Below are 24291 nucleotides of genomic sequence, written 5' to 3' on the forward strand. Positions count from 1 at the left end.
GTTAGTTCCTCCCTTTTTCGTCTACGCGGCGCAGATAAACTGCTCCAAATGGCGGTATATTTATTTCTACAAAAGCAGGCTGTCCATGAAACATGTCTGAAACCGTTTCGATAGAACCGTTATTCACCTGATTTGATCCTCCATACAATGCGCGGTCACTATTTAATATTTCTTCATACTGCCCTGGTTCCGGAACACCTACTTTATAATCACTGTACCCGTATTCACCAAAATTACACACAATTACGATCGGATTTCCCTCTTTGTCTTTTCGTACAAAAGACAAAATGCTTTGTTGGTTATTGTGAACATCAATCCACTCAAAGCCTTCCGGACTGTGATCACGTTCAAACAATGCAGGTTCTAGTTGATAGCAGTGCAGCAGTTCTGTGAAATAACGGTTGAAACTATGATGCATGTCGTAATCGGTTAAATGCCAATCCACTTCCTCCAGATCCTTCCACTCAGAAAAAGGAGCAAGCTCTGTTCCCATAAACAGCAGCTTTTTGCCGGGATGAGCCATCATAAACATCAGCAGTAAACGCAGTTGTGCGAACTTTTGCCAGTAGTCACCCGGCATTTTATCAAGCAAGGACTTCTTGCCATGAACGACTTCATCGTGTGAAAAAGGCAAAATATAATTTTCCGAGTAGGCGTACATCAGGGAAAAAGTCATCAAGTGATGTTTTTGAGAGCGCTCGTTCCAATGTGTTTCCATATATTCAAGCACATCGTTCATCCAGCCCATATTCCACTTGTAATTAAAACCTATGCCGCCTTGATGTACGGGCGCAGTTACTTGCGGCCAGTCACTTGAATCTTCTGCAATCATAAGCGCCTGTGGCTTAAATGAAAAAACGGCTTTATTTAATTTTTGCAAAAATGCGACGCCGTGTGGGTTTGCTTCTAATCCGTCACGGTTAGGCCAGTAAAATATGTTTGATACTGCATCGACACGAAATCCGTCGATGTGGTAATAATCCATCCAAAAAAGAGCATTTGAAATTAAAAAACTATGTACTTCTGTTTTACTTAAATCGAAATTGGCTGTTCCCCATACGTAGTTTTCACGATCCCAGCTGTTTTCATATTCATAACTGAAATTTCCGTCAAAATTATGCAGGCCATGCGCATCTTTACAAAAGTGACCAGGCACCCAGTCTAAAATAACCCCAAGCCCCGCGCGATGGCATTCATCAACAAAGTACATAAAATCTTTCGGCTCTCCATAACGCCGTGTAGTTGCAAAATATCCTGTACTTTGATAGCCCCATGAGCGATCAAAAGGATGCTCTGTTATCGGCATAACCTCAATATGAGTAAATCCCTGTTCCTTCACATGTGGAATCAGCATATCAGCCAACTCTCTATATGTGTAAAGGTCATTTTCACCTTTTCCTTTTCTTTTCCACGTACCTAAATGCATTTCATAAATAGCCAGCGGCTCCTCGTAAACAGAGGATGATTCCAAGCTGCGCAGCCATTCTTCGTCACGCCATTGATAATGATCAAGCGTTTTCACTACGCCGGCTGTATTTGGACGAAGTTCTGTCATAAAAGCAAATGGATCGGTTTTATGCATCACTCTGCCGCTTTGTGCAACAATTTCATACTTGTACAATGATCCTTCCAAATTACGTGGAACTTCTAAAAACCATACTCCTTCAGCAGATACCTGATGCATTTCATATCCTAGTCCATCCCAGCTGTTAAAATCACCAATTACTCGAACCTTTCTTGCATTGGGAGCCCATAAGACGAAGCAGGTTTTTTCGTTTTGAACGTGCGCTCCAAATAGTTTGTAAGCTTTGAAAAGATTTCCCTCATGGAATAAATGGAGGTCAAAATCGCTTGGATAAAATGTTTCTGATGACATGGTCCACACCCTTTATTTATGTATTCTTGGTGAAGTGAAAAGAGGAAAATGCGGATAACTCCGTATTTATAATTGAATTATTGTTTAGTATTCTTTAAAAAAACAGATTTCCCTTCTTTATTTCCATATTTATTTATTATCTTCCCTTATTTTTTAAAAAATAACACGAATCCTCGTGCTAAAATTTTGCAAATAAAAAAGCACCCGGAAGTTATTTTAACTTCCGGGTGCTTTTCGCTTTTAAATGACCCCTACGGGATTCGAACCCGTGTTACCGCCGTGAAAGGGCGGTGTCTTAACCGCTTGACCAAGGGGCCATATGGCGGAGAAGGAGGGATTTGAACCCTCGCGCCGGTTACCCGACCTACACCCTTAGCAGGGGCGCCTCTTCAGCCTCTTGAGTACTTCCCCATATGGCTCCGCAGGCAAGACTCGAACTTGCGACCGATCGGTTAACAGCCGATTGCTCTACCACTGAGCTACTGCGGAATAATGAATAAAATGGGCCTGAATGGACTCGAACCATCGACCTCACGCTTATCAGGCGTGCGCTCTAACCAGCTGAGCTACAGGCCCAAAGCAAACAATATGTATGGAGCGGGTGATGGGAATCGAACCCACGACATCAGCTTGGAAGGCTGAGGTTTTACCATTAAACTACACCCGCATATTGTTAAAATGGTGGCTCAGGACGGAATCGAACCGCCGACACAAGGATTTTCAGTCCTTTGCTCTACCAACTGAGCTACTGAGCCATATAAAAATGGCGGTCCGGACGGGACTCGAACCCGCGACCTCCTGCGTGACAGGCAGGCATTCTAACCAACTGAACTACCGGACCAACGATTGCGGGGGCAGGATTTGAACCTGCGACCTTCGGGTTATGAGCCCGACGAGCTACCGGGCTGCTCCACCCCGCGACGATAAAATAATGGAGGAGGAAAGGGGATTCGAACCCCTGCGCGGTTTGACCCGCCTGTCGGTTTTCAAGACCGATCCCTTCAGCCGGACTTGGGTATTCCTCCAAATTAAATAAGAATTCAAGTGGTGGACCTTGCAGGACTCGAACCTGCGACCGGACGGTTATGAGCCGTCTGCTCTAACCAACTGAGCTAAAGGTCCTCTTATTCACCATGTGTGAATCAAGAATGCATCTTTTACAAAAGGCATTCTCATTATTTAAATATATGGTAGCGGCGGAGGGGATCGAACCCCCGACCTCACGGGTATGAACCGTACGCTCTAGCCAGCTGAGCTACACCGCCATAAAAAAGTATTAAAAATATTGGTGGAGCCTAGCGGGATCGAACCGCTGACCTCCTGCGTGCAAAGCAGGCGCTCTCCCAGCTGAGCTAAGGCCCCATATTTAAACAGATCGGGAAGACAGGATTCGAACCTGCGACCCCTTGGTCCCAAACCAAGTGCTCTACCAAGCTGAGCTACTTCCCGTCAAAACGAAAAATCGTTTATGTATAAATGGCGCGCCCGAGAGGACTCGAACCTCTAACCGCTTGATTCGTAGTCAAGTACTCTATCCAATTGAGCTACGGGCGCACTATTTGATTGTAAAGTGGTGCCGAGGACCGGAATCGAACCGGTACGGTAGTCACCTACCGCAGGATTTTAAGTCCTGTGCGTCTGCCAGTTCCGCCACCCCGGCAAGGGTATATAAGCTTGATATGGAGCGGAAGACGGGATTCGAACCCGCGACCCCCACCTTGGCAAGGTGATGTTCTACCACTGAACTACTTCCGCGAAAGTGCGGGTGAAGGGACTTGAACCCCCACGCCTTGCGGCGCCAGATCCTAAGTCTGGTGCGTCTGCCAATTCCGCCACACCCGCATATACATGGTGAGCCATGAAGGACTCGAACCTTCGACCCTCTGATTAAAAGTCAGATGCTCTACCGACTGAGCTAATGGCTCGGTAAATGGTGCCGGCAAGAGGACTTGAACCCCCAACCTACTGATTACAAGTCAGTTGCTCTACCAATTGAGCTACACCGGCATAAATGGTGGAGGATGACGGGATCGAACCGCCGACCCTCTGCTTGTAAGGCAGATGCTCTCCCAGCTGAGCTAATCCTCCACATATGTAATAAGTAAATCGCCAGGCAGCGTCCTGCTCTCGCAGGGGGAAACCCCCAACTACCATCGGCGCTGAAGAGCTTAACGGCCGTGTTCGGGATGGGAACGGGTGTGACCTCTTCGCTATTGCCGCCTGACTTTTTTACGACATTTATTATTATAACATATTAAACAAATTTAGCAATCCATTTTTCAAAGGAACTTGTAAGCAATTTGTTTTTACTGCTAACGACAAAAAATAATATATCATAACTTTTATCTTTATGCAAGTATTTTAAGAAGAATACTTTTTTCTTTTTCAAACCAAAAAGAAACTCACGTTTAATTACCTATCCTGTCTAATACGAAACAAACACCTAAAGACTCTCCTTTAGTAGGAAGGCGGCAGATTGTATGGAATGGATGATTGATACTTCTTTACTGCTTAAGCTTGGGTTATCCGGCGGACTTTGGGGCCCTTATAGGGTTAGAACGCGAATTAAGAAGCAAGCCGGTCGGCTTAAAAACTATCATTGTGGTCTCCGTTATCAGCTGCTTTCAACCGCTGTTTCAGTGGAATCGATTTATCTTTATCATGGAGATGCCGATGTAAATGTAACCATGGACCCTTTGAGATTAGCCTCCCAAATTGTTTCCGGCATTGGTTTTCTCGGTGCAGGTGTAATCCTTATTATCCTGGCTGTAGAAATGCTGCCTGTTCTTCGGTTTGCCGGTCCAAGCCGCCTCCAGAAAAAGACCTGCACATTAAATTAAGAACTGCCTCGCATCATTATGTTGAAGAAATTTTAAAAGACGTAGAAAAAGGCAAAATTACCATTAAAGAAATTCGTATTTTATATGATGAAAAACGCCATACTCATTTACTGGCTTTTACCGCAGGTGTATATTTCAAAAGACGAACTATAGAAGTTTATTATACCCTATTTGAAATTCCTCATGTGCAATCTGTTGAGCTTGAAAGCACATAAGCAGACTGCCTTCTTCTTGTAAATAATAAAAAAAGCTGTTCCCATTGGAACAGCTTTTCATTCATCAATGTATGGAGACTATCGGGATCGAACCGACGACCTCTTGCATGCCATGCAAGCGCTCTCCCAGCTGAGCTAAGCCCCCGTCTTTAAGATATATGTATTTCTTAGCGTCTAGATTAAATTATAAAGATTTTTTTAGTTAATGCAAGTCTTTTTTAAAAAACTTCGGGGGAATTATTCCCCTCGAAGTCGTTTTTCAAGCTCAGCTTTCTTTTCTTCAAATCCTGGTTTGCCAAGAAGCGCAAACATATTCACTTTATATGCTTCTACGCCCGGCTGGTCGAACGGATTCACACCAAGAAGGTAGCCGCTGATTGCGCATGCTTTTTCAAAGAAATAAGCTGTGTAGCCGAATGTGTACGCGTCCATAGCTGGAATAGAAACGGTTAAGTTCGGTACACCGCCATCCGTATGAGCAAGAAGTGTGCCTTCAAATGCTTTATTATTCACGAAGTCCACTGTTTCACCTGCCAGGTAATTTAACCCATCCAGATCATTTTCTGCTTTTTCAATCGTTAAGGACTTACGCGGGTTTTCAACACGAACAACGGTTTCAAACAAGTCGCGGCGCCCTTCCTGCACATATTGGCCCAATGAATGAAGATCCGTTGAGAAATTGGCAGATGATGGATAAATACCTTTAAAGTCTTTTCCTTCACTTTCACCAAATAACTGCTTCCACCACTCAGAAAAGTATTGAAGCCCTGGCTCATAGTTAATCAACATTTCAATTGTTTTGCCTTTGTTGTACAAAATATTGCGAACTGCTGCGTACTGGTACGCTTCATTTTCTTGAAGTTCAGACGAACTGTACGCTTCACGGGCATCGCGCGCTCCCTGCATCATGGCTTCAATATCCGCCCCTGCTGCTGCAATTGGCAGAAGGCCTACGGCTGTCAAAACAGAATAACGGCCGCCGACATCATCAGGAATAACAAATGTTTCGTATCCTTCTTCATCCGCAACGGTTTTTAAAGCGCCGCGTGCTTTGTCCGTCGTTGCGTAAATACGGCTCTTCGCTTCTTCTTTTCCATATTGTTTTTCAAGCAGGTCACGGAATAAGCGGAATGCAAGTGCCGGCTCTGTTGTAGTACCGGATTTAGAAATAACGTTAATTGACCAGTTTTTTCCTTCCAGCACTTCGATAAGGTCACTCATGTATGTAGAACTAATGTTATTTCCGGCAAAGAATACTTGCGGGCCGTTGCGCTTTTCAGATGAAAGCACGTTGTAGAAGCTGTGGTTCAGCATGTCAATTGCTGCACGGGCGCCAAGGTAAGAGCCACCGATACCGATTACCACTAAAACATCAGAGTCCTGGCGGATTTTTCCGGCTGCTTTTTGAATACGGGAGAATTCTTCTTTATCATAATCAACCGGAAGGTCGATCCACCCAAGGTAGTCGCTTCCCTGGCCTGTTTTTTCATGCAAAGAATGGTGAGCTACTTTTACAGCGTCTTTTAAATAATCGATTTCATGTTCTCCGAAAAAAGGCAGTGCATTTGAGTAATCAAACTTAATATGCGTCATTCTTCATTACCCTCCATCTAAACGGTATTTTTCCACTTAACTGTATACGACTGTACGCGGTTTCGCAAGGAAAAAAACAAGGAAAAACCGGGCTTAATTCTGCCCGGTTAAAGTGATGCACGTAAGATCGCGACCACGTCTTCCCGGTCCAATTTAGTAAAATTCCCAAATGGACCATTAAATAACGTTTTTTCCGCCATTTCCTCAAGACGGCTGTCATCAATATCGTAGTCAGCAAGGCGTGACGGAGCTCCGATCGATGTCCAGAATGTACGAAGTGCTTCAATCCCTTCCAAGCCTGCTTCGCGATCTGATTTCCCTTCTGGGTCTACATCAAAAACACGTACGGCGAGCTGCTTGAAGCGTTCCGGTTTCACATCGATATTGTGTTTCATCCAATTTGGGAAAATAATCGCCAGGCCGCCGCCATGCGGTATGTCGTACACAGCTGACACTGCATGTTCAATGTTATGGGTTGCCCAGTCGCCGCGGTACCCCATTTGCAGCATACCATTTAATCCAAGCGTACCGGCAAACATTACTGTTTCACGCAGCTTTTCATCCTGAAGGTTATTCATAAGCGCCGGTGCTTTTTCTATCAGTGTTTTCATTGTCCCTTCAATCAAACGATCCTGCACATCGGTTTCCTCTGCATTGTGGAAGTATTGTTCCAACATATGTGACATCATATCTACGATCCCATAGATGGTTTGATCACGCGGCACCGTTAATGTCCATTTCGGATCACAAATAGAAAATTTCGGGAAGGTGTGCGGGCTTCCCCACCCAAGTTTTTCATTTGTATCCCAATTTGTAATAACGGATCCTGAATTCATTTCAGAAGCAGTCGCTGCGTGGGTTAAAATTGTTCCAAATGGAAGCGCTTCTTCCACTGCAGCTTTTCGTGTAATAAAGTCCCATGGATCTCCTTCAAATTTTGCGGCTGCTGCAATCGCTTTGGTACAGTCAATCACACTGCCGCCTCCAACCGCCAGAATAAAAGAAACGTCATTTGCCCGGCACAGTTCTGCACCGCGCTTGACCGTTGAAAGGCGGGGATTCGGTTCTACGCCGGAAAGCTCCGTAATATTAAAGCCGTCAAGCTGCTCAATGACTTCATCGTAAAGACCGCTTTTTTTTATGCTGCCGCCTCCATAAACGAGAAGGATGTTTTCACCAAACGGAGCAACATTATCCCGTAATTGCATCGCTGTATCTTTACCGAAAATCCACTTTACCGGGTTCCAATACACAAATTGATTCATTTATTTCAGCTCCTTTTCTTTTTCATTATGCGAAAGAAGCTGTTTGTTTTTCAACTGATTGACCTTGAGGCATAAAAAAACCGGCTGATCATCAGCCGGTTTATACCCACCCTCTAAACTTGGAAGCTTCTGCCGCTCGGCGTACGCCGACCATGTAGGCGGCAAGACGCATATTGACACCACGTGTTTGCGCAACTTCATAAATATTATCAAATGCTTTTGTTAAGTTGTCATGCAATTTTTTATTTACTTCTTCTTCCGTCCAATAGTAGCCCTGGTTGTTTTGCACCCATTCAAAGTAAGATACCGTTACACCACCGGAGCTTGCCAGAACATCTGGAACAAGCAAAATATCGCGCTCTGATAAAATCTTTGTTGCTTCAAGCGTTGTTGGTCCATTTGCCGCCTCTACTACAATGGATGCTTTAATATTATGTGCATTGTCAGCGGTAATTTGATTTGAAATAGCCGCCGGCACCAAAATATCACACTCCATCTCTAAAAGCTGCTGGTTTGTAATTGTATTATCAAACAGTGTCGTAATCGTCCCAAAACTATCGCGGCGGTCTAATAAGTAATCAATATCAAGACCGTTTGGATCATAAAGTCCGCCATACGCATCTGAAATACCAACGACTTTCGCCCCGGCATCATGCATAAATTTCGATAAAAAGCTTCCGGCGTTTCCAAATCCCTGAACGATCACACGAGCGCCTTTAATATCAATGTTTCGCTTTTTAGCAGCTTCGTGAATACAAATCGTTACACCTTGGGCAGTCGCTTTTTCACGGCCATGTGATCCTCCAAGTGCAAGCGGCTTTCCGGTAATAAATCCAGGTGAATCAAATTCACGAATCCGGCTGTATTCATCCATCATCCAGGCCATAATCTGGGAGTTTGTATACACATCCGGAGCTGGAATATCTTTTGTCGGGCCGACAATCTGGCTGATCGCCCGAACATAGCCACGGCTGATATTCTCAATTTCACGCATAGACAGCTGACGAGGATCACATACAACGCCGCCTTTTCCGCCTCCATACGGAAGATCTACAATGCCAGCTTTTAGCGTCATCCACATCGACAGCGCTTTCACTTCTTCTTCATTGACTTCAGGGTGAAAGCGGACTCCGCCTTTTGTCGGGCCAGGTGCGTCATTGTGCTGCGCCCGGTAGCCGGTGAAAATTTTAACCGATCCATCATCCATTTTCACCGGAATGCGCACCGTCATCATCCGGAGCGGCTCTTTCAACAGCTCGTACATTTCTTCTGTGTAACCGAGTTTTGTCAGCGCTTCTTTAATGACATTCTGGGTTGATGTGAATAAGTTTAAGTTCTCAGCCATGTACCTTCGCCTCTTTTATTCTCATTTTTTCAATCTTGCTTTTTGCTTCCGTTTTCATTTTCATTTTACGCCGGTGCAAGGATGATTCGCAAGCAATCCGTCACCCTTTTTTTCGTTCTTCTTTCATCGATTGCTCGATCCACTCCTGCAGCTTGTCCTGAAGTGGATGAAAACCGTCTCCATCATCATCAATACGAATACCGCGCCGATGGTTTCGGCCTCCTTCGTCTGTTGCCCGGATCGACAAGCTGATCTTGCTTTCGTCCTCATTTACCGATAGCACTTTTACCGTAATTTCATCGCCCACCGTTAAATAATCATGGACATCACGGACAAATCCATGGGTAATTTCCGAAATGTGGACAAGTCCCTGACGGCCATGATCCAGCGCTACAAATGCACCATATGGCTGGATGCCGGTAATTTTCCCGGTCACAATTTGTCCCGGTTCAAATTTTGGTTCCATCAAATCTCTCCAGTTTTTTTGTGGTTTCTTGTTTTATGCGTCGCGATATTATATCACACTTTTGATTGACATAACATTATCTACCGGTTTTTTAACAAAAAAAGAAGTGCCGTTTACACGGCACTTCTTTTCTGCTTCTCTAAAAAGCGGCTAATTCGTTTGATGGCTTCCTGCAGCTGGCTCATAGAGGATGCATAGGAACAACGAATGTACCCTTCTCCTCCCTTACCGAACACGGAGCCCGGCACTACAGCGACTTTTTCTTCAAGCAGCAGCCCTTCGGCAAACTGTTCAGAAGTTAAACCTGTCGATTGAATGGATGGAAACACGTAAAAAGCACCGCCCGGCAAATGGCAGTCAAGACCGATTTCTTTAAACGACTGCACCATGTAATTACGACGCTGCCGGTAATCTTTTTTCATGCTTTCCACGTCCGTCATTCCGTTCTGCAAAGCTTCGACGGCTGCATACTGTGCAGGTGTAGAAGCACACATCATCGTATATTGATGAATTTTCAACATGGCCCGTGAGATTTCTTCGGGCGCGCACGTAAAGCCAAGCCGCCAGCCGGTCATGGCAAATCCTTTGGAAAAGCCGTTAATTAAAATCGTCCGCTCTCGCATTCCACCAAGTGATGCGATCGATGTGTGTGACTGGTCGTATGCCAGCTCTGCATATATTTCATCCGCAATTACAAGCAAATCGTGTTTTTTCACAATCGAAGCGATCGCTTCAAGATCCTCCCGGTCCAGCTGTGTGCCGGTCGGGTTATTTGGATAGCAAAGCAAAACAGCTTTCGTTTTCGGGGTAATCGCTGCTTCAAGCTGCTCCGGCTGCAGTTTAAAGCCGGTCTCTCCCGTTGTGCCAATCGTTACAGCATGACCGCCTGTCAACTCTACCAGGGGAGCGTAAGACACAAAGCAAGGCTCTACCACAATGATTTCATCACCCGGGTCAATAATCGCACGCATCGCAATATCGAGCGCCTGACTTGCCCCTACCGTAACAATCACTTCTTCTTGCGGAGAATAACTTACTCGAAACCGGTCTGCCATATAACGGGCGATTTCTGTCCGCAGTTCTATTAAACCGGCATTCGCGGTATAAGAGGTGAAGCCTCGCTCTAATGAGTTGATAGCAGCTTCCCGCACAGACCATGTAGTGACAAAGTCGGGTTCCCCTACACCGAGCGAAACAACTCCTTCCATTGTCGCAGCCAGGTCAAAAAATTTCCGGATACCGGACGGGCGCATTTTTTCCACAGACTTTGCAACATAACTTTTTTTAGTGAGTGTCATTATGGCGACACCACGATTCGGTTATCTTCACGCTTTGATGCATAAATCTTGCCATCATGCTTATATTTTTTCAGTTGAAAATGAGTAGTTGTGGAAACGACTGAATCAAGCGTAGATAATTTTTCGGAAACAAAGCGGGCAATTTCATTCATGGACTGCCCTTCAACAGTTACCGATAAATCATAAACCCCTGACATTAAATAAACAGAGCTGACTTCTTTGAAGCGGTAAATCCGTTCTGCCACTTCGTCAAAACCGACACCTCGTTTCGGCGTGACTTTCACGTCGATCATCGCCGTTACACCTGTGAAATTGTCCATCTTCGCCCAGTCAACGAGTGTGGCATAGTGAACAATCACCTTTTCTTCTTCCAGGCGGCGAATCGTCTCCGCGACTTCAGTTTCTGACGTACCGATCATTTTGGCAATGTCCGCTGCCTCAAACCGTGCGTCTTTTTGCAGAATTTCCAGAATTTCCACTTCTTTTTCATTCAGCTTCATTACGAATCCTCCTCAACGATATCAAAAGCTACATGGATCATTATAGCAAAAAACGAAACGATTTGTGTGCCTCACTAAAAAATACGATTATATTTGTGTTTTTTCACAAAGAGCAAGAAATGGTTTGTTTAATAGAAAGCAGTTTTTTTGCGAGATGAATAGGATCTCCTCCCGGCATCGGAGCATCAAACGAATGCTCATAAATGCGGCGAATCTCTGCCGCCAGCTTTTCAGCATCGTCCTCCTGGTGAACCGCATAAATCGCATCCGCCATTTCTGTATCATAAAATCCTTCTCCTGCTTTATAAGGGTCAAACGCCTGCAGTACGTCTGCAAGTGCAAAGTTTAATTGAGCAGTTTCATTCATTTGTATCACCTTCCAACTTGATGTATGTTTATTGTCAAGGAGAGTGAAAGGCATGTCAAGATTTGATGAAGTCATTGAGCGCCGCGGAACAAACGCGGTAAAATGGGATGGATTAAAAACCGTATTTGGCCGCGAAGATGTCTTGCCGATGTGGGTGGCAGATATGGATTTTAAAGCGCCGGATGTTGTGATTGAATCCATTAAGCAATCAGCGGAGCATGGCGTGTACGGCTATACGATTGTACCAGACTCTACGCGGGAGGCTATCGTCAACTGGATGCAAGACCGGCATGGCTGGGCCATAAAAAAAGAATGGCTGCTGTTTAATCATGGTGTGGTTCCGTCTATTGGTGCAGCTGTTGAAGCGTTGACCGAGCCGGAAGATGCGGTGATTGTGCAGCCGCCTGTTTACAATCCATTTTTTGATATGATTCAGCGAAACGGGCGCAGGCTTGTGTACAATGAACTGCTTCTTCAAGACGGGCGTTACGAAATGGATTTCGCGGATCTTGAACAAAAAATGGTTCAAGAAAAAGCAAAAATGATGGTGCTCTGTTCCCCTCATAATCCAGGCGGCCGTGTCTGGACAGCGGAAGAGCTAGCAAAAACAGCGGACCTGTGTGAAAAGCATGGCGTTATCCTTGTTTCAGATGAAATTCATTCTGATTTAACACGTGCGCCTCATAAACACGTCCCCGCTGCATCACTGAAAGAAGAATATGCAGCTTTTACGATTACACTTATCGCCCCAAGCAAAACGTTTAACTTAGCCGGCCTGCAGGCTTCCGCTCTTATTGTGCCGGATAAAACCATTCGCACGAAATTGCAGACGCTGTTTGCGAAACAAGGTCAGTTTACGCTGAATCAAATGGGCATTGTCGGCATGGAAGCGGCTTATCGATACGGCCATGAGTGGCTCGATGAAGTGTTGGAATATATTCATGGAAATGTACAGCTAGTAAAAGAATATGCAGATCAATATATTCCCGCTCTTTCTGTTATGGAACCGGAAGGAAGCTATCTCGTTTGGGTAGACTGCCGAACACTTGGCCTTTCAGACAAAGAGCTGCTGGATCTTTTTCTCAAGCACGGTGTGGCTCTTGGAAACGGTGCTAAGTACGGACCGGGCGGAGAAGGCTTTATGCGGATTAATGTCGCCTGCCCGCGCTCTGCTGTGGCTGAAACGATGGAACGAATGAAAAGAGCCGTAGAATCCCTTTAATCGAAAAAAGCCAGGCCGCAGAACGGCCTGGCTTTTTTATACACCCTTTTTGTTTCCCCACACAAATGTATGCAGCTGCGGAAGCACCCGCACGCGTTTAAAATCAGCATCCGGCATCACAAGATTAATCAGCCATTCGTACCGGCCTGCCAGGTGAGCAAGCAGCCGGCTGTCATCTCCTTCGTCAAGCCGGTCGTTGCCTACCTGCAAATAAAACGGCACATCCGGGAACCGCTTATGCACATTCTTTGCATAAGCTAAATCTTCTTCATTGAAAACAACCACTTTTAAGCTGACAGACTGGCCGGCTGTCTGCGTCACAATATGAGCCAGTTTATCAAAGTCTGTCACCATGCCAGAGCTCGGCGGCTTTGGCGAAATCGTCAGTTCATCAATGTCTTTAAACCAGAGCTGATACTTTGTTCCCTGCGTTTCAAGCGCAGATGTAATGCCTTTTTCTTTAAACAGCTCAAGGAGTCCATCAATATGCGGCAAAAGCGCAGGGTTGCCTCCTGAAATCGTTACATGATCAAACGTATTTCCTCCAACGCTGCAAAGCTCCGCCCAAATTTCTTCCGGTGTCATTTTGCGAATCTCGTCTTTTGCACTTCCATCCCACGTAAAAGCCGAGTCACACCAGGAACAGCGATAATCACAGCCGGCCGTCCGGACGAACATTGTCTTGCGGCCAATGACGGCTCCTTCCCCTTGAACAGTCGGACCAAAAATCTCTAATACAGGAATCATGCAAAATCACCTTTTTTCGGACGGAAAACCACATAGCTTGTTGGCGTTTCACGCACAAACACCTGAAGGCATTTTGGCTTATTGGCCATTTGATCGAGTTCTTTTTGGATCACTTCCCAAATTGTGCGGGCTACCACTTCCGTTGTGGGAAAGCGTTCTGAAAGATCTTCGGAAAAAAGCCCATCTTCGTTTAAAAGCGTATGGTCAAAACGTTTGTGCACAAGTGACTTGATCAGCTGAAAATTCACTAAAAAGCCCGAATCGTTCAGCTGGTCCCCGGCAACCGTAATGTTGACGAAGTACGTATGTCCATGTATGTTCCGGCAGGCTCCCGCTTCTTCATGCGGCACATAGTGCGCTGCGGCAAAATGAAAGTCTTTGTTTAATTCATAGCGGAAATCGTGCGCTGGCGCTGGATAAATCTGCTGCATCATTGCACGCCGCCTCCTTTTTCCTCTATAAACTGATCAAGGCCGTTTTGACGCAGGCGGCATGCCGGGCATTCGCCGCACCCCGACCCCTTTATTCCGTTATAGCAGGTGAGCGTCCGATCCCGCACATATTCAAAAGCGCCCAGTTCATCGGCAAGCTTCCATGTTTCTTTTTTATCCAGCCACATAAGCGGGGTATGAATCACAAACTCATGGTCCATTGATAAGTTAAGCGTGACATTCAATGATTTCACAAAAGAATCACGGCAATCCGGGTAGCCGCTAAAATCTGTTTCACACACGCCTGTTACAATGTGACGGGCTCCAGCCTGCTTTCCAAGAATCGCCGCAAACGAAAGAAACAGCAGATTGCGTCCTTCCACAAATGTAGATGGAAGCTCCCCTTCTTTGATTTCAATATCAATATCAGAACGAGTCAGTGCACTCGGTGCCAGCTGGTTTAGCAATCCCATATCAAGCACATGGTGCGGCACCCCTAAATCAGCGGCAATTTCTTTTGCCACCTCAATTTCAGCATCATGCCGCTGTCCGTAATTAAACGTTACTGCAATCACATCTTTAAAGGTTTGTTTGGCCCAGAACAAGCATGTAGTACTGTCCTGGCCGCCGCTGAAAACAACAACGGCTTTTTCATTTTTTAACATATAGTTTTCCTTCTTTCTTATTCGAAAGAAATGGAACGCGAAGACACGAGAAAAAAACCGTCATCTGCCGGTTTTTTCCTTAGTTTTTTATAGAGGGAATTCGCGAACCTCTCCCGCCCTGGGGCGGAATGTCTTCTTTCATTTATTGATAACGCTTATCGCCTCGTTTTGTTGGCTCTTTGAATTTGTTCTTCCAAATGCTTTGTCCGCTCTTCTTCTTTTCTTGATATACGTTTAATTAGAAGAAACGCGCCGATTGCCATGAGCACAAACACACTCATTGAGATGGCTGCTGGAATATACTCGCTTTTGTCTTCAGGGAAATACAAAAAATTACCAAACCCGATCAAAAGATTCATCCACACAGGCCATGCCTCCATTCGTTGTTCCCGTCTATTATAGCAGGACACTTTCATAAATCCAACTGTACGATAATGTTATTTCCATTCACACAGGAATATTGATACAATAATCCATTAAGGAGGGAAAAATATGAACATTGGTGATTTAGTAACAGCCCATTATAAATCAGGCAAATATATTGGAACGATTACTGGCATCCGCCCCGGTATCTATACAGTGAAAATCTCATCTGTTTTACGTCACCCTGCCCAGGGAGATCTGCACAATCCAAACGAAGCGGATGTGCCGTTTTTTCATGAGCGCAAAGCATTGGCCCATCACGAGCAGGCGAATATTCCGGAATCAGCTGTCCACTCTTACGAAGGAGCTCCCCTGGAGTACAATGAATCTCTCATTGCAGCTGTTCACAAGCTTGAAACAAGATTAAAAGACCGGGAAAATGCTTTTTCTGCCCGCAGCCTCGAGGCACTTCAGTCTGTGAAAAAAGAATATGAACTTATGTACAAAGTTTCGTTCAAATAGCCCACTTTTGTGAAGAAGAGCCCTTTATTTCCAAAGTTATTTCCTTTATTATGGTACATATGCACGTTTAAACCTCGAAAAAGGCGGTTAGTGAATGAGAACGGTTTTAGGATATGTACTCATTATTTTACTGATCCCCCTCTCTGTTTTAACATTTTATTATGCGGATGCAGAAGCGGGAAAAGTGCAAAATTTTGATGATTACGTAGAAGAAAAGATAGTCATTAACGAAGTAGATCTGCCTCAGGCAAGCAAGATAAAAGACACAAACGGGGATATTTACGTTGAGTTATATCAGCCTAACCGAATTGTAGTCGATGGGGAAAAAATCCCTTCTTTTCTAAAAGAACTCTTTCTTCAGTCGGAAGACAAGCATTTCTATGAACATTCCGGTATTGATGCGGCAGCTGTGATTCGTGCATTCATGGTTAACGCTCAGTCAGACGAAATTGAACAAGGCGCCAGTACGATTACCCAGCAGGTGGCACGCAATATTTATCTGACACAGGACCGGACGTTGGCACGGAAAATTGCTGAAGTACTGTATTCTTATCAGATTGAGAAAAAACTAGAGAAAGAAGAAATACTAGATTTATATTTAAACGTTATTTATTTCAACCACAACACCTATGGTGTTGAAGCGGCTGCGCAGTATTACTTCCAAAAGCCGGTGGACAAGCTGTCCAAAGCACAGATGGCTTTTATTGCAGCCATCCCAAACAATCCAACTCTTTATGATCCTGAAAGAAACTTTGAAAATACGAAAAAGCGTCAGGAACGGCTGATTGATATTATGGCCCGTGAGGAATTTATTACTCCTGAAGAAGCGGAACAAATCAAAAGTGAAAAAATCACGTTAAAAGTACGGGATCGTTTAGATAAATATCCAGACTACTCAACTTACGTGATGCATGAATTCAGAGAGCTGATTTCAGAGTCGGAAGGCTTTGACCAGCAGCTTTTAAACGCTGAGGGCGACGCCCGTGAAGCGATCCAGCAAAAGCTGAGCGACCGCGTCGCAGAAGTACTGGCGTCCGGTATTGTCATTCACACAGCGCTTGACCCGGACATTCAATCAAAAGCAGTAAATGCCGTCAATAACGTGCTGGCCGGCTCATCAGTCCAGGCATCTGCTGCCGTGATCGGCAATCAATCTCATGATATTGTAGCGATGTCCGGCGGAAAAGAATTCCAGAAAACAGACTTCAACCGCGCTTTCCAAGGATACCGCCAGCCGGGTTCAACAATTAAGCCGCTGCTTGATTATGCGCCTTATCTCGATACGTATGGAGCGGGCATCAATGACATGGTTTCAGCGGATAATTATTGCTATCAAGGGTACTGCCCATCCAATTACAGTAAAACAGAGTATGGAATGGTGCCTATCAAAGAAGCGCTGGCCAAGTCACATAATACAGCCGCTCTGCGCCTTCTAACAAAAACAGGCATGGAACGAGCTTACAGCTACCTGGATAAGTTTGAATTTGAAAAAGTAACAGAAACCGATCATAACGCTCCTGCAACAGCACTGGGCGGCTTTGATTACGGGATGACCACATTAGAAATGGCGAGCGCCTATACATCCTTTATTGATGGCACGTATACAAAACCTCATGCGATCAAGCGTGTTACGGACTTTAACGGCAATACGCTGTTTACATGGGACGAGGAGCCGGTCCGAGTCTGGTCAACGGCGACTTCTTACAAAATGCGGGCGATGCTGGCCAATGTTGTAAAAAATGGTACCGGGAAAAAAGCAAACTTTGCTACGTCGTATATCGGCGGAAAAACCGGTACAACAAACAGCTACCGCGACCTTTGGTTTGTCGGGTTGACAGAAGGCTACACAGCTGCTGTATGGACCGGGAAAGACAAATACGAAAACAAGTGGGATAACATTCGCTTTATGGAATCCTATGCGCCGCACCAACTGATCTGGAGACGCATTATGAGATAATGAAAACGCACATCCGAACCGGATGTGCGTTTTTTTTGCAAAGAAAAACCGGACGCAGGGTCCGGTTCTGATTCATTATGCATTTGTTTCGTCGTAGATTGGCACCCAGCCTTCCGTTGTTACGAAAATACGGACGGCAACCACTTTACGATCGTCCATCAACGTAAAGTAATGGCGCGTGTTGACCGGTACAGAAATCAAATCACCCGGCTCAAGCTCAACATTAAAGAACTGGCCGTCTTTTGCCTGGATTGCAAAAATTCCATGGCCGCTGACGATAAAACGAACTTCGTCATCTGTGTGGATATGGATTTTTTGAAAGTTTGTTAAAAGCTCATCTAAATTAGGTGTGCTGTCAGACAGGGAAATCACATCATGCGCCTGGTAGCCGCGGCGCTCTGAAATATCACGGATTTCTTCACCGAACACCTCAAGGATTTGCTGCTTTTCTTCATCTGACAACGTATAGTTTTCACGAAGGTTTTCCGGAAGTTTGGAAATATCCCATTTTTCATAAATAACTTCCTGTGCTGCTAAAAATGCATCAATTGCGTTTTTATCGGTAATACGTTCGCCTGTTTCCTGGAATTGAATGACTGCCATTTTGTTATCTTCCTTTCAACATCTGTAGTTTAATATGCCATGAAAACAAAAATTCATAGGCTTCTAAAAACTTTTTCGCTTCGAATGCATCCCTGCCCCATACTGTAATACCGTGATTACGGATCAAAACGGCACCGGCATCCTGTGTAACATAGCGGCCGAACTCTTTGGCGAGAGCCGGGATATGGGCATGATTCGGAATAATCGGTACCGTAATCGATGCATTTTCTTCCCAAATGCCAAATGCTTTAATGATTTCCTGGCCGCTGAATGTTACTGCTCCTTCTTCAGCGTACAGCTCAGAGATGACATTATTGTCCACCGTGTGCACGTGGAGGCTGCAGCCGGCAGCCGTTTTCCCATACACTTCTACGTGAAGAAGTGTTTCGGCGGACGGCTTACCGGCAAATCCTTCAATCGCTTGACCTTGAAGGTCTACAAGCAAAAAATCCTCATCCGTTTCTTTTCGCTTGTCTTTGCCGCTGGCTGTTACTAAAAAAGACTCGTCGTCTACTTTAATAGATAGATTTCCACTTGTGCCGGGAAACCAATCGCGGGCAGCAAGCTCTCTTTTAACCTCCGCCAGATCATTCCATCTTAATTGTAATGCATTCATTTTACTACCTCTTTCACATGGTCGATAACATCCCAAAACGTTTCAAATGGCTTGTGAGGAAGGCCCAGCTCTTCGCTTTTTTGCAGCAGCAAATCTCTGGCAATCACAAAGCTGGCAAGCTTGGCTGCTTCAAGGTCGGTCACGGAGTCCCCGATCACAATCATCTCCTGCCCCGGTGCAATATGACGGACAATCGACGGTTTGCAGCAGCCGCACTCGTTTGTACAATGCTCGTCACAGGAATGCGGCCATTTAATATGAATATGGCTGCCTGAGAAATCAGCTTCATTGCAGTAAATATGGTCTTCCGGCACAAGGCCCTGTAAAATTGGTTTCACGAAAAAGTCCATTCCGCCGCTGACTACGTAAAGCGGAATACCTGCCTCTTTTGTATACGCGACAAACTCAGCAAATCCTTCCCGAATTTTTGCATCTGCCAGAATAAACTCTGTAATTTCACTTCTTTGAGAAGACGGAAGCAATGAAAACATTCGGCCGACGCCTTCCTTAATCGAGATTTTCTGGGAAAGGACGCCGTCTTTCAGCGCATTCCATTCTGGAGGAGCGAATTTCTTCATGATGGCAATAATATTGTCATTCTTTGTAATAGTGCCATCAAAGTCACAAATAATAACGGGGTTTTGCATCATTTATTTGCTCCCCCATAAATCAAGTGCCACACGCAGCTCTTCATTTTCTTCTGCTGCCTGCTCAAGAGCCCGGCCGGCTAAAACCGCATCAATGGCCTGGCGGAATGCACGCCCGCCGCCTTCTGCACCACTCGGGTGGCCGTGAACTCCGCCTCCTGCATTAATGATCGAATCTTTTCCAAAGTCATCATACAGAACAGGAACAAGCCCTGGATGAATGCCTGCTGATGGAACCGGAAAAGTGGGCTTATGCACACTTGTCTGGAGCGCCATTTCTGCTGTTTTAAGCGCTGCTGATCGCTCAAGTGCCACCGATCCATATGGAGATGGAAACAGTGTAAAATCAGCTCCCGCCATCCGTACAAGCTTGCCAAGCATAAGCTCAGTTGAAAAGCCGTGATACGGTGCAGATGTGAAGGCGCCTGAGACAGCAGGGTGCGCCATGATCGGTACGCTGATCTTTGGATCCTCAGCGAGCTCCTGCAGCACATCAAGTCCATAAGCAAATACATTAAACAAAAACGCTGAAGCGCCAAGCTCAATGCCCCGATACGCTTTTTCTTTCAATTCGCTTGTACGTCCTGACAGGTTTACGGCATACAGCGCTTTTCGGCCGCTTTGTTCAATAACCCGTTTTCCAAGCTTTACACGCTCTTCAAACGGTGTCAGCGGGTTATCAAATAAAATTTCATCATCTTTGACGATATCAATACCGCCGGCGATTTGCGCTCGCAGCTGTTCTTCCATATACGCCATATCGCGGCCAATCACACCTTTGAAAATACTCATGAGAAGCGGACGCTCGAAAGCACCGGTCTGTTCGCGAATTCCTTCCACGCCAAACTTTGGCCCCGGGAAACGACGGGCAAGATCATCTGAAAGGGATAAATCGACCAGTTGAACCGCACCGTCAAGTGACAGTTTGCCAAACACCGTCACGAGAATCGCCGGCAAATCCGCGCTGAAGTTTGCAGCAGGATAGGCAATTTCCACTTCTGCCCCGCGCCCATAAACCGTTTCTTCTCCAGTTTCCTGAACAGACAGAACACGCCCTTTATGCTGCTTTAGCTGCTCCTGTTCCAGAAGCGGCAAATCGGTCCAAGAACCAATCGTTAAACCAAGTGCGATTCCTTCTGCTTTTTTTTCAAAAGCGCCTTTTTGATCAAACAGGCGGTACGTTGCGATCACTTCGTTCATATAGCTTTTCTCCATTCTAAATGCCTACTAGTTTACTAGGATTGTGTCATTTTTGAGTTAATTTGTCAATGAAGCGAACCTTCATTAAAGAGCGGAAAATAAGCCAAGCCGGCCAATACGCCGGATGGCTTCTTGCAGCCGCGCTTCCTCCGTCAGCAGTCCAACACGGACATAGCCTTCCCCATGGGCACCAAATCCAATACCCGGCGCTGTGACAACATGTGCTTTTTCCAACAGTAAATCGGAAAACTGAACGGATGTGTAAGGCTTTGGCACTGGGAGCCAGGCGAAAAATGAGCCAGCCGGAGCCGTCACATCCCAGCCGATTGACCGGCAGGCATCAACAAGTGCGTTACGGCGCTTCTCGTACCGGTTTGATAATTCCCGCACACAATCCTGCGGCCCTGAAAGTGCAGTCGCTGCAGCCTGCTGAATGGCACTGAAAAGACTTACATACATATGATCCTGCAGCAGGTTGACCGCAGAAATCACACTTGGATTCCCCGCTAAAAATGCGACCCGCCAGCCGGCCATATTATAGGTTTTCGACAATGTGTACAGCTCTACGCCAACTTCTTTCGCGCCTTGTGACTGCAGAAAACTTGGCGGCTTCTGTCCATCAAAACCAATTCCTCCATACGCAAAGTCGTGTACCACACAAATATTATGCTCATACGCAAGAGCAACGGTTTCATCAAAAAATGCCCGGGTCGCCTGTGCACCAGTCGGATTGTTTGGATAGTTCAGCAAAAGCATTTTTGCCCGTTCGAGCCGAGCTTTCCCGATATCCCCGTAATCCGGCAAAAAGCGGTTTTCTTCCACAAGCGGCATGTAATCCATTTGAACGCCGGCAAGCGCTGCTCCCGACCAATAATCCGGATAGCCAGGGTCAGGCACGAGCATATATTCACCTGGATTCATTAAACACATTGGCAGCTCAACGAGTCCCGCTTTGCCGCCGAATAAAATAGCGATTTCCGTCTGCGGGTCCAGATCTACATCATACTCCCGCTTATAAAAGCCGGCCGCTGCTTCCTTTAAGAAATTCTGTCCTTGAAACGGCGGGTATTTATGAAAATCCGGCCGTTCTGCTGCTTCTTTTAAAGACGCTACAATATGCTCCGGAGTCGGCTGGTCTGGATTGCCTTGTCCTAGATTAATAACATCGTGTCCGGCGCTGACATATTGGGCGGCTTTTTTGGTAAGTGCCGCAAAAAATTGGTCGGGCAGCCCGGATAACAGCTGTGATTGTTTAAATTGCTTCATTCGTTCACCTACTTAAAATTTTCTTGCAATTTCAGTCATAAATATATATATTATTGAACAAATTGTAAATATATTTGGAGGAATGACCATGTCTTCATATGAACCCTTAACGATAGATTCTGCGGTTGCCCTCGTTAAAAAGCTTGGTTTGCTCGCGGAAACCGACACCGTTTCTGCAAATGAAATCGGAGATGGCAATTTAAATTACGTGTTTCATATAAAAGGAACAGAAAAAAGTCTTATTGTTAAACAAGCCCTTCCTTATGCAAAAGTAGTAGGAGAAAGCTGGCCGCTGACGCTTGAACGGGCTGATATCGAAAACCGTGCCCTGCGCCTGCAAGGAACATTTGCGCCTGACTATGCCCCTAAAGTCTACTATTCTGATAAAGATTTAGCGATTACGATCATGGAAGATCTGTCTCATCTGACCATTGCCCGGACAGGCCTGATTCATGGAGAAGATTATCCGCTGATTGCCCGCCATACCGGTGAATTTATTGCACGCACGCTATACGGAACCTCGGATTTCGCACTCGGTCCGCAGGAGAAAAAGAAGCTGCAGCACACATTCAGCAATCCTGAGCTATGCGATATTACAGAAGGACTTGTGTTTACCGATCCGTTTTTTAATGCAGAGACGAATGATTTCGAAGAGAGCTTGCGTGCCGATGTGGAAAAGCTTTGGCAGGACGATGAACTGAAACTTCATGCTGCCCAGTTGAAGCGCTTGTTTTTAACAGCGGGTGATGCGCTTCTGCATGGAGATCTGCACACAGGAAGCATTTTTGCGAGCCCTGCTGAAACTAAAATCATCGATCCGGAATTTGCTTTCTATGGGCCATTCGGATTTGATATTGCTCACTTTACAGCGAACCTGTTTATGAATGTTCTATCCCGCGAAGAGGGTCGTCGCGAGCCGCTTTACGAGCATATTGTGACTGTTTGGGATGTTTTTAACCGTGAGTTCAGCCGTCTTTGGAACGAACAAAATACGGAAGCATTCGCAAAAACAGAAGGCTATTTAGAGTGGCTGCTAGCGGATATTTTTGAACAGGCTGCCGGCTTTATGGGACTTGAAATGATTCGCCGGACAATTGGACTTGCTCACGTAAAAGATTTGGATGGCATCGTGGATGATCAGCAGCGCCTGCAGGCGAAACGCCACTCTCTGTCGCTTGGTGCTCACTTTGTTAAAGAGCGGGCTTCCTATTCATCTGCCGATCAGTTAGTTGCAGCTGTAAAGGAGGCACTTCAATGAATATTCCACAATCCGTCTTCTGGGAGAACGATGCGATTCAACTGCTTGACCAGCGAAAATTGCCTCATGTAACTGAATATTTAACGTTAGAAACGGTTCCGGCTGTGTTTGACGCAATCAAGTCTCTCGCTGTCCGCGGGGCGCCGGCTATTGGAATTGCGGCTGCTTTTGGTGTCGCATTGTCGGCACTCCGTCACCCATCTGATGACCTTGATGAACTAAAGGAACAAGTATTAATCGACAGCGGCTATCTTTCACAGTCCCGCCCAACAGCTGTTAATTTATTTTGGGCATTAAATCGGATGAATGACGTGGTCGTTAAATCTGAGACAGCCGCCGCACTGCGCGAAAACGCGCTTGCTGAAGCACTTGCTATTCAAAAAGAAGACGAAGATGTGTGCCGGGCGATTGGCGAACACGCTCTTCCTCTTTTCAACAACGGTGACCATGTCATGACCATTTGTAATGCAGGCTCTATTGCAACTGCGAAATATGGAACGGCGCTTGCCCCTTTCTTTCTTTCAAAAGAGCATGGAATCAACTTGTCCGTTTTTGCTTGTGAAACACGCCCTGTGTTCCAGGGAGCCCGCCTCACTACGTGGGAACTTATGCAGGCCGGTGTAGATGTCACACTGATTACGGACAGTATGGCAGCACACACGATGAAAACGAAAAATATTTCAGCAGTGATTACAGGAGCCGACCGTGTAGCAGCGAACGGGGACTCTGCTAATAAAATCGGAACCTTTGGCCTTGCTGTTTTAGCCAAATCATTTGGCATTCCGTTTTATATTGCCGCTCCCCTGTCGACCTTTGATTTGGATACGCCAAATGGCGATGCCATTCCGATTGAAGAGCGGGATCCTGCCGAAGTTACCGAAGTGAATGGCATGCGCATTGCACCAGAAGGCATTTCTGTTTTCAACCCAGCTTTTGATGTAGCGCCAGCCGAATTGATTACAGGCATCATTACTGAAAAAGGAATTGTAAAACCGAACAAAGAGGCCATTGCGGCACTGTTTGTATAAA

23 protein-coding genes, 21 tRNA genes, 1 rRNA gene and 1 riboswitch are annotated in these 24291 nt (G+C 45.7%); of the genes, 6 read left to right on the forward strand and 39 right to left on the reverse strand.

Annotation, left to right across the window (positions count from 1 at the left end; translation table 11 throughout):
• Position 1 precedes the first annotated feature (1 nt).
• The 22 genes from glgB to rrf all read right to left on the reverse strand — a co-directional run bounded on the left by glgB (position 2) and on the right by rrf (position 4100).
• Positions 2 to 1876, reverse strand: coding sequence for a 1,4-alpha-glucan branching protein GlgB (gene glgB, locus M3221_RS01170; protein ID WP_251269725.1), 1875 nt, complete (start codon positions 1874 to 1876; stop codon positions 2 to 4).
• Between the two features lie 245 nt (positions 1877 to 2121).
• Positions 2122 to 2193 (reverse strand) — tRNA-Glu (locus tag M3221_RS01175).
• A 3-nt stretch (positions 2194 to 2196) separates the two neighbouring features.
• Positions 2197 to 2287: transfer RNA gene (locus tag M3221_RS01180), tRNA-Ser, on the reverse strand.
• Between the two features lie 3 nt (positions 2288 to 2290).
• A tRNA-Asn gene (locus M3221_RS01185) sits at positions 2291 to 2365 on the reverse strand.
• A gap of 13 nt (positions 2366 to 2378) precedes the next feature.
• Positions 2379 to 2452: transfer RNA gene (locus M3221_RS01190), tRNA-Ile, on the reverse strand.
• Between the two features lie 17 nt (positions 2453 to 2469).
• A tRNA-Gly gene (locus tag M3221_RS01195) sits at positions 2470 to 2543 on the reverse strand.
• Between the two features lie 12 nt (positions 2544 to 2555).
• A tRNA-Phe gene (locus M3221_RS01200) sits at positions 2556 to 2631 on the reverse strand.
• Between the two features lie 9 nt (positions 2632 to 2640).
• A tRNA-Asp gene (locus M3221_RS01205) sits at positions 2641 to 2717 on the reverse strand.
• A 5-nt stretch (positions 2718 to 2722) separates the two neighbouring features.
• Positions 2723 to 2796, reverse strand: a tRNA-Met gene (locus M3221_RS01210).
• A gap of 12 nt (positions 2797 to 2808) precedes the next feature.
• A tRNA-Ser gene (locus tag M3221_RS01215) sits at positions 2809 to 2901 on the reverse strand.
• Between the two features lie 20 nt (positions 2902 to 2921).
• Positions 2922 to 2998 (reverse strand) — tRNA-Ile (locus M3221_RS01220).
• Between the two features lie 66 nt (positions 2999 to 3064).
• Positions 3065 to 3141 (reverse strand) — tRNA-Met (locus M3221_RS01225).
• A gap of 21 nt (positions 3142 to 3162) precedes the next feature.
• Positions 3163 to 3238 (reverse strand) — tRNA-Ala (locus tag M3221_RS01230).
• Positions 3239 to 3251: 13 nt separating this feature from the next.
• Positions 3252 to 3325 (reverse strand) — tRNA-Pro (locus M3221_RS01235).
• A gap of 28 nt (positions 3326 to 3353) precedes the next feature.
• Positions 3354 to 3430 (reverse strand) — tRNA-Arg (locus tag M3221_RS01240).
• A gap of 17 nt (positions 3431 to 3447) precedes the next feature.
• Positions 3448 to 3536: transfer RNA gene (locus M3221_RS01245), tRNA-Leu, on the reverse strand.
• Positions 3537 to 3556: 20 nt separating this feature from the next.
• Positions 3557 to 3631, reverse strand: a tRNA-Gly gene (locus M3221_RS01250).
• A gap of 5 nt (positions 3632 to 3636) precedes the next feature.
• Positions 3637 to 3718 (reverse strand) — tRNA-Leu (locus M3221_RS01255).
• A 7-nt stretch (positions 3719 to 3725) separates the two neighbouring features.
• Positions 3726 to 3801: transfer RNA gene (locus tag M3221_RS01260), tRNA-Lys, on the reverse strand.
• Positions 3802 to 3807: 6 nt separating this feature from the next.
• A tRNA-Thr gene (locus M3221_RS01265) sits at positions 3808 to 3883 on the reverse strand.
• A gap of 5 nt (positions 3884 to 3888) precedes the next feature.
• Positions 3889 to 3964: transfer RNA gene (locus M3221_RS01270), tRNA-Val, on the reverse strand.
• 20 nt (positions 3965 to 3984) lie between these two features.
• Positions 3985 to 4100: ribosomal RNA gene (gene rrf / locus M3221_RS01275) — 5S ribosomal RNA — on the reverse strand.
• A gap of 256 nt (positions 4101 to 4356) precedes the next feature.
• Here rrf and M3221_RS27070 point away from each other — a divergent pair.
• Complete coding sequence (locus tag M3221_RS27070; RefSeq protein WP_472843766.1) at positions 4357 to 4716, forward strand: hypothetical protein; 360 nt, start codon at positions 4357 to 4359, stop codon at positions 4714 to 4716.
• A gap of 287 nt (positions 4717 to 5003) precedes the next feature.
• Here M3221_RS27070 and M3221_RS01290 read toward each other — a convergent pair.
• The 8 genes from M3221_RS01290 to M3221_RS01325 form a co-directional block, all read right to left on the reverse strand.
• Positions 5004 to 5076 (reverse strand) — tRNA-Ala (locus M3221_RS01290).
• 92 nt (positions 5077 to 5168) lie between these two features.
• Positions 5169 to 6524 carry a glucose-6-phosphate isomerase gene (locus tag M3221_RS01295; protein WP_251269727.1) on the reverse strand — a complete coding sequence of 452 codons (1356 nt, stop codon included), beginning with the start codon at positions 6522 to 6524 and terminating at the stop codon, positions 5169 to 5171.
• A 107-nt stretch (positions 6525 to 6631) separates the two neighbouring features.
• Positions 6632 to 7789 (reverse strand): iron-containing alcohol dehydrogenase, encoded by a 1158-nt coding sequence (locus tag M3221_RS01300; RefSeq protein WP_251269728.1) that lies wholly within the window; start codon positions 7787 to 7789, stop codon positions 6632 to 6634.
• Positions 7790 to 7889: 100 nt separating this feature from the next.
• Positions 7890 to 9134, reverse strand: a complete 1245-nt coding sequence (locus tag M3221_RS01305) for a Glu/Leu/Phe/Val family dehydrogenase (RefSeq protein ID WP_251269730.1) — start codon at positions 9132 to 9134, stop codon at positions 7890 to 7892.
• 100 nt (positions 9135 to 9234) lie between these two features.
• Positions 9235 to 9600 carry a S1 domain-containing post-transcriptional regulator GSP13 gene (gene yugI, locus M3221_RS01310; protein ID WP_050183036.1) on the reverse strand — a complete coding sequence of 122 codons (366 nt, stop codon included), beginning with the start codon at positions 9598 to 9600 and terminating at the stop codon, positions 9235 to 9237.
• 113 nt (positions 9601 to 9713) lie between these two features.
• A complete protein-coding gene (locus M3221_RS01315; protein ID WP_251269731.1) occupies positions 9714 to 10898 on the reverse strand; it encodes an aminotransferase in 1185 nt (394 codons plus the stop codon).
• Positions 10898 to 11398, reverse strand: coding sequence for an Lrp/AsnC family transcriptional regulator (locus tag M3221_RS01320; RefSeq protein WP_251269732.1), 501 nt, complete (start codon positions 11396 to 11398; stop codon positions 10898 to 10900). Before M3221_RS01320 ends, M3221_RS01315 begins: the two co-directional genes overlap by 1 nt.
• 103 nt (positions 11399 to 11501) lie before the next feature.
• Positions 11502 to 11765, reverse strand: coding sequence for a DUF1871 family protein (locus M3221_RS01325; protein WP_251269734.1), 264 nt, complete (start codon positions 11763 to 11765; stop codon positions 11502 to 11504).
• A gap of 52 nt (positions 11766 to 11817) precedes the next feature.
• Between M3221_RS01325 and M3221_RS01330 the strand changes: the two genes are divergently transcribed.
• Positions 11818 to 12987: a MalY/PatB family protein gene (locus tag M3221_RS01330; RefSeq protein ID WP_251269736.1), complete on the forward strand. Its 1170-nt coding sequence runs from the start codon at positions 11818 to 11820 to the stop codon at positions 12985 to 12987.
• Between the two features lie 36 nt (positions 12988 to 13023).
• On the opposite strand, the gene queE is transcribed toward M3221_RS01330, so the two are convergent.
• The 4 genes from queE to M3221_RS01350 form a co-directional block, all read right to left on the reverse strand.
• Positions 13024 to 13734 carry a 7-carboxy-7-deazaguanine synthase QueE gene (gene queE, locus M3221_RS01335; protein ID WP_251269737.1) on the reverse strand — a complete coding sequence of 237 codons (711 nt, stop codon included), beginning with the start codon at positions 13732 to 13734 and terminating at the stop codon, positions 13024 to 13026.
• Positions 13731 to 14168 carry a 6-carboxytetrahydropterin synthase QueD gene (gene queD, locus M3221_RS01340; protein ID WP_251269738.1) on the reverse strand — a complete coding sequence of 146 codons (438 nt, stop codon included), beginning with the start codon at positions 14166 to 14168 and terminating at the stop codon, positions 13731 to 13733. The genes queE and queD overlap by 4 nt, the downstream gene beginning before the upstream one ends.
• Positions 14165 to 14830: a 7-cyano-7-deazaguanine synthase QueC gene (gene queC / locus M3221_RS01345; protein WP_251269739.1), complete on the reverse strand. Its 666-nt coding sequence runs from the start codon at positions 14828 to 14830 to the stop codon at positions 14165 to 14167. The genes queD and queC overlap by 4 nt, the downstream gene beginning before the upstream one ends.
• 73 nt (positions 14831 to 14903) lie before the next feature.
• A riboswitch (PreQ1 riboswitch) is annotated at positions 14904 to 14947 on the reverse strand.
• Positions 14948 to 14985: 38 nt separating this feature from the next.
• On the reverse strand, positions 14986 to 15189 hold the full coding sequence (locus M3221_RS01350) for a hypothetical protein (protein WP_251270093.1): 204 nt from the start codon (positions 15187 to 15189) through the stop codon (positions 14986 to 14988).
• Positions 15190 to 15322: 133 nt separating this feature from the next.
• On the opposite strand from M3221_RS01350, the gene kapB reads away from it, so the two are divergent.
• Both kapB and M3221_RS01360 read left to right on the forward strand, forming a co-directional pair.
• Entirely contained in the window at positions 15323 to 15715 is a 393-nt protein-coding gene (gene kapB / locus M3221_RS01355) for a kinase-associated lipoprotein KapB (RefSeq protein ID WP_251269740.1), read from the forward strand.
• Between the two features lie 94 nt (positions 15716 to 15809).
• On the forward strand, positions 15810 to 17672 hold the full coding sequence (locus M3221_RS01360) for a transglycosylase domain-containing protein (protein WP_251269741.1): 1863 nt from the start codon (positions 15810 to 15812) through the stop codon (positions 17670 to 17672).
• A gap of 75 nt (positions 17673 to 17747) precedes the next feature.
• Here the strand turns inward: M3221_RS01360 and M3221_RS01365 are convergent, their stop codons facing one another.
• The 5 genes from M3221_RS01365 to M3221_RS01385 all read right to left on the reverse strand — a co-directional run bounded on the left by M3221_RS01365 (position 17748) and on the right by M3221_RS01385 (position 22004).
• Entirely contained in the window at positions 17748 to 18275 is a 528-nt protein-coding gene (locus tag M3221_RS01365) for a 1,2-dihydroxy-3-keto-5-methylthiopentene dioxygenase (RefSeq protein WP_251269742.1), read from the reverse strand.
• A gap of 4 nt (positions 18276 to 18279) precedes the next feature.
• Entirely contained in the window at positions 18280 to 18891 is a 612-nt protein-coding gene (locus M3221_RS01370; protein WP_251269743.1) for a methylthioribulose 1-phosphate dehydratase, read from the reverse strand.
• The gene (locus M3221_RS01375; RefSeq protein WP_251270094.1) at positions 18888 to 19538 is read right to left on the reverse strand and encodes a 2-hydroxy-3-keto-5-methylthiopentenyl-1-phosphate phosphatase; all 651 of its coding nucleotides are present in this window, start codon (positions 19536 to 19538) and stop codon (positions 18888 to 18890) included. The genes M3221_RS01370 and M3221_RS01375 overlap by 4 nt, the downstream gene beginning before the upstream one ends.
• Before the next feature lie 3 nt (positions 19539 to 19541).
• A complete protein-coding gene (locus M3221_RS01380; RefSeq protein ID WP_251270095.1) occupies positions 19542 to 20738 on the reverse strand; it encodes a 2,3-diketo-5-methylthiopentyl-1-phosphate enolase in 1197 nt (398 codons plus the stop codon).
• An 84-nt stretch (positions 20739 to 20822) separates the two neighbouring features.
• Complete coding sequence (locus M3221_RS01385) at positions 20823 to 22004, reverse strand: pyridoxal phosphate-dependent aminotransferase (protein WP_251269744.1); 1182 nt, start codon at positions 22002 to 22004, stop codon at positions 20823 to 20825.
• Between the two features lie 88 nt (positions 22005 to 22092).
• Here M3221_RS01385 and mtnK point away from each other — a divergent pair, with 88 nt between their 5' ends.
• On the forward strand, positions 22093 to 23262 hold the full coding sequence (gene mtnK, locus M3221_RS01390; RefSeq protein WP_396120222.1) for an S-methyl-5-thioribose kinase: 1170 nt from the start codon (positions 22093 to 22095) through the stop codon (positions 23260 to 23262).
• Positions 23259 to 24290, forward strand: coding sequence for an S-methyl-5-thioribose-1-phosphate isomerase (gene mtnA / locus M3221_RS01395; protein ID WP_251269746.1), 1032 nt, complete (start codon positions 23259 to 23261; stop codon positions 24288 to 24290). Before mtnK ends, mtnA begins: the two co-directional genes overlap by 4 nt.
• The last annotated feature ends 1 nt before the right edge of the window (position 24291 follow it).

Origin of the sequence: Domibacillus indicus (assembly GCF_023715895.1) — a bacterium.
GTDB lineage: Bacteria > Bacillota > Bacilli > Bacillales > Domibacillaceae > Domibacillus > Domibacillus indicus_A.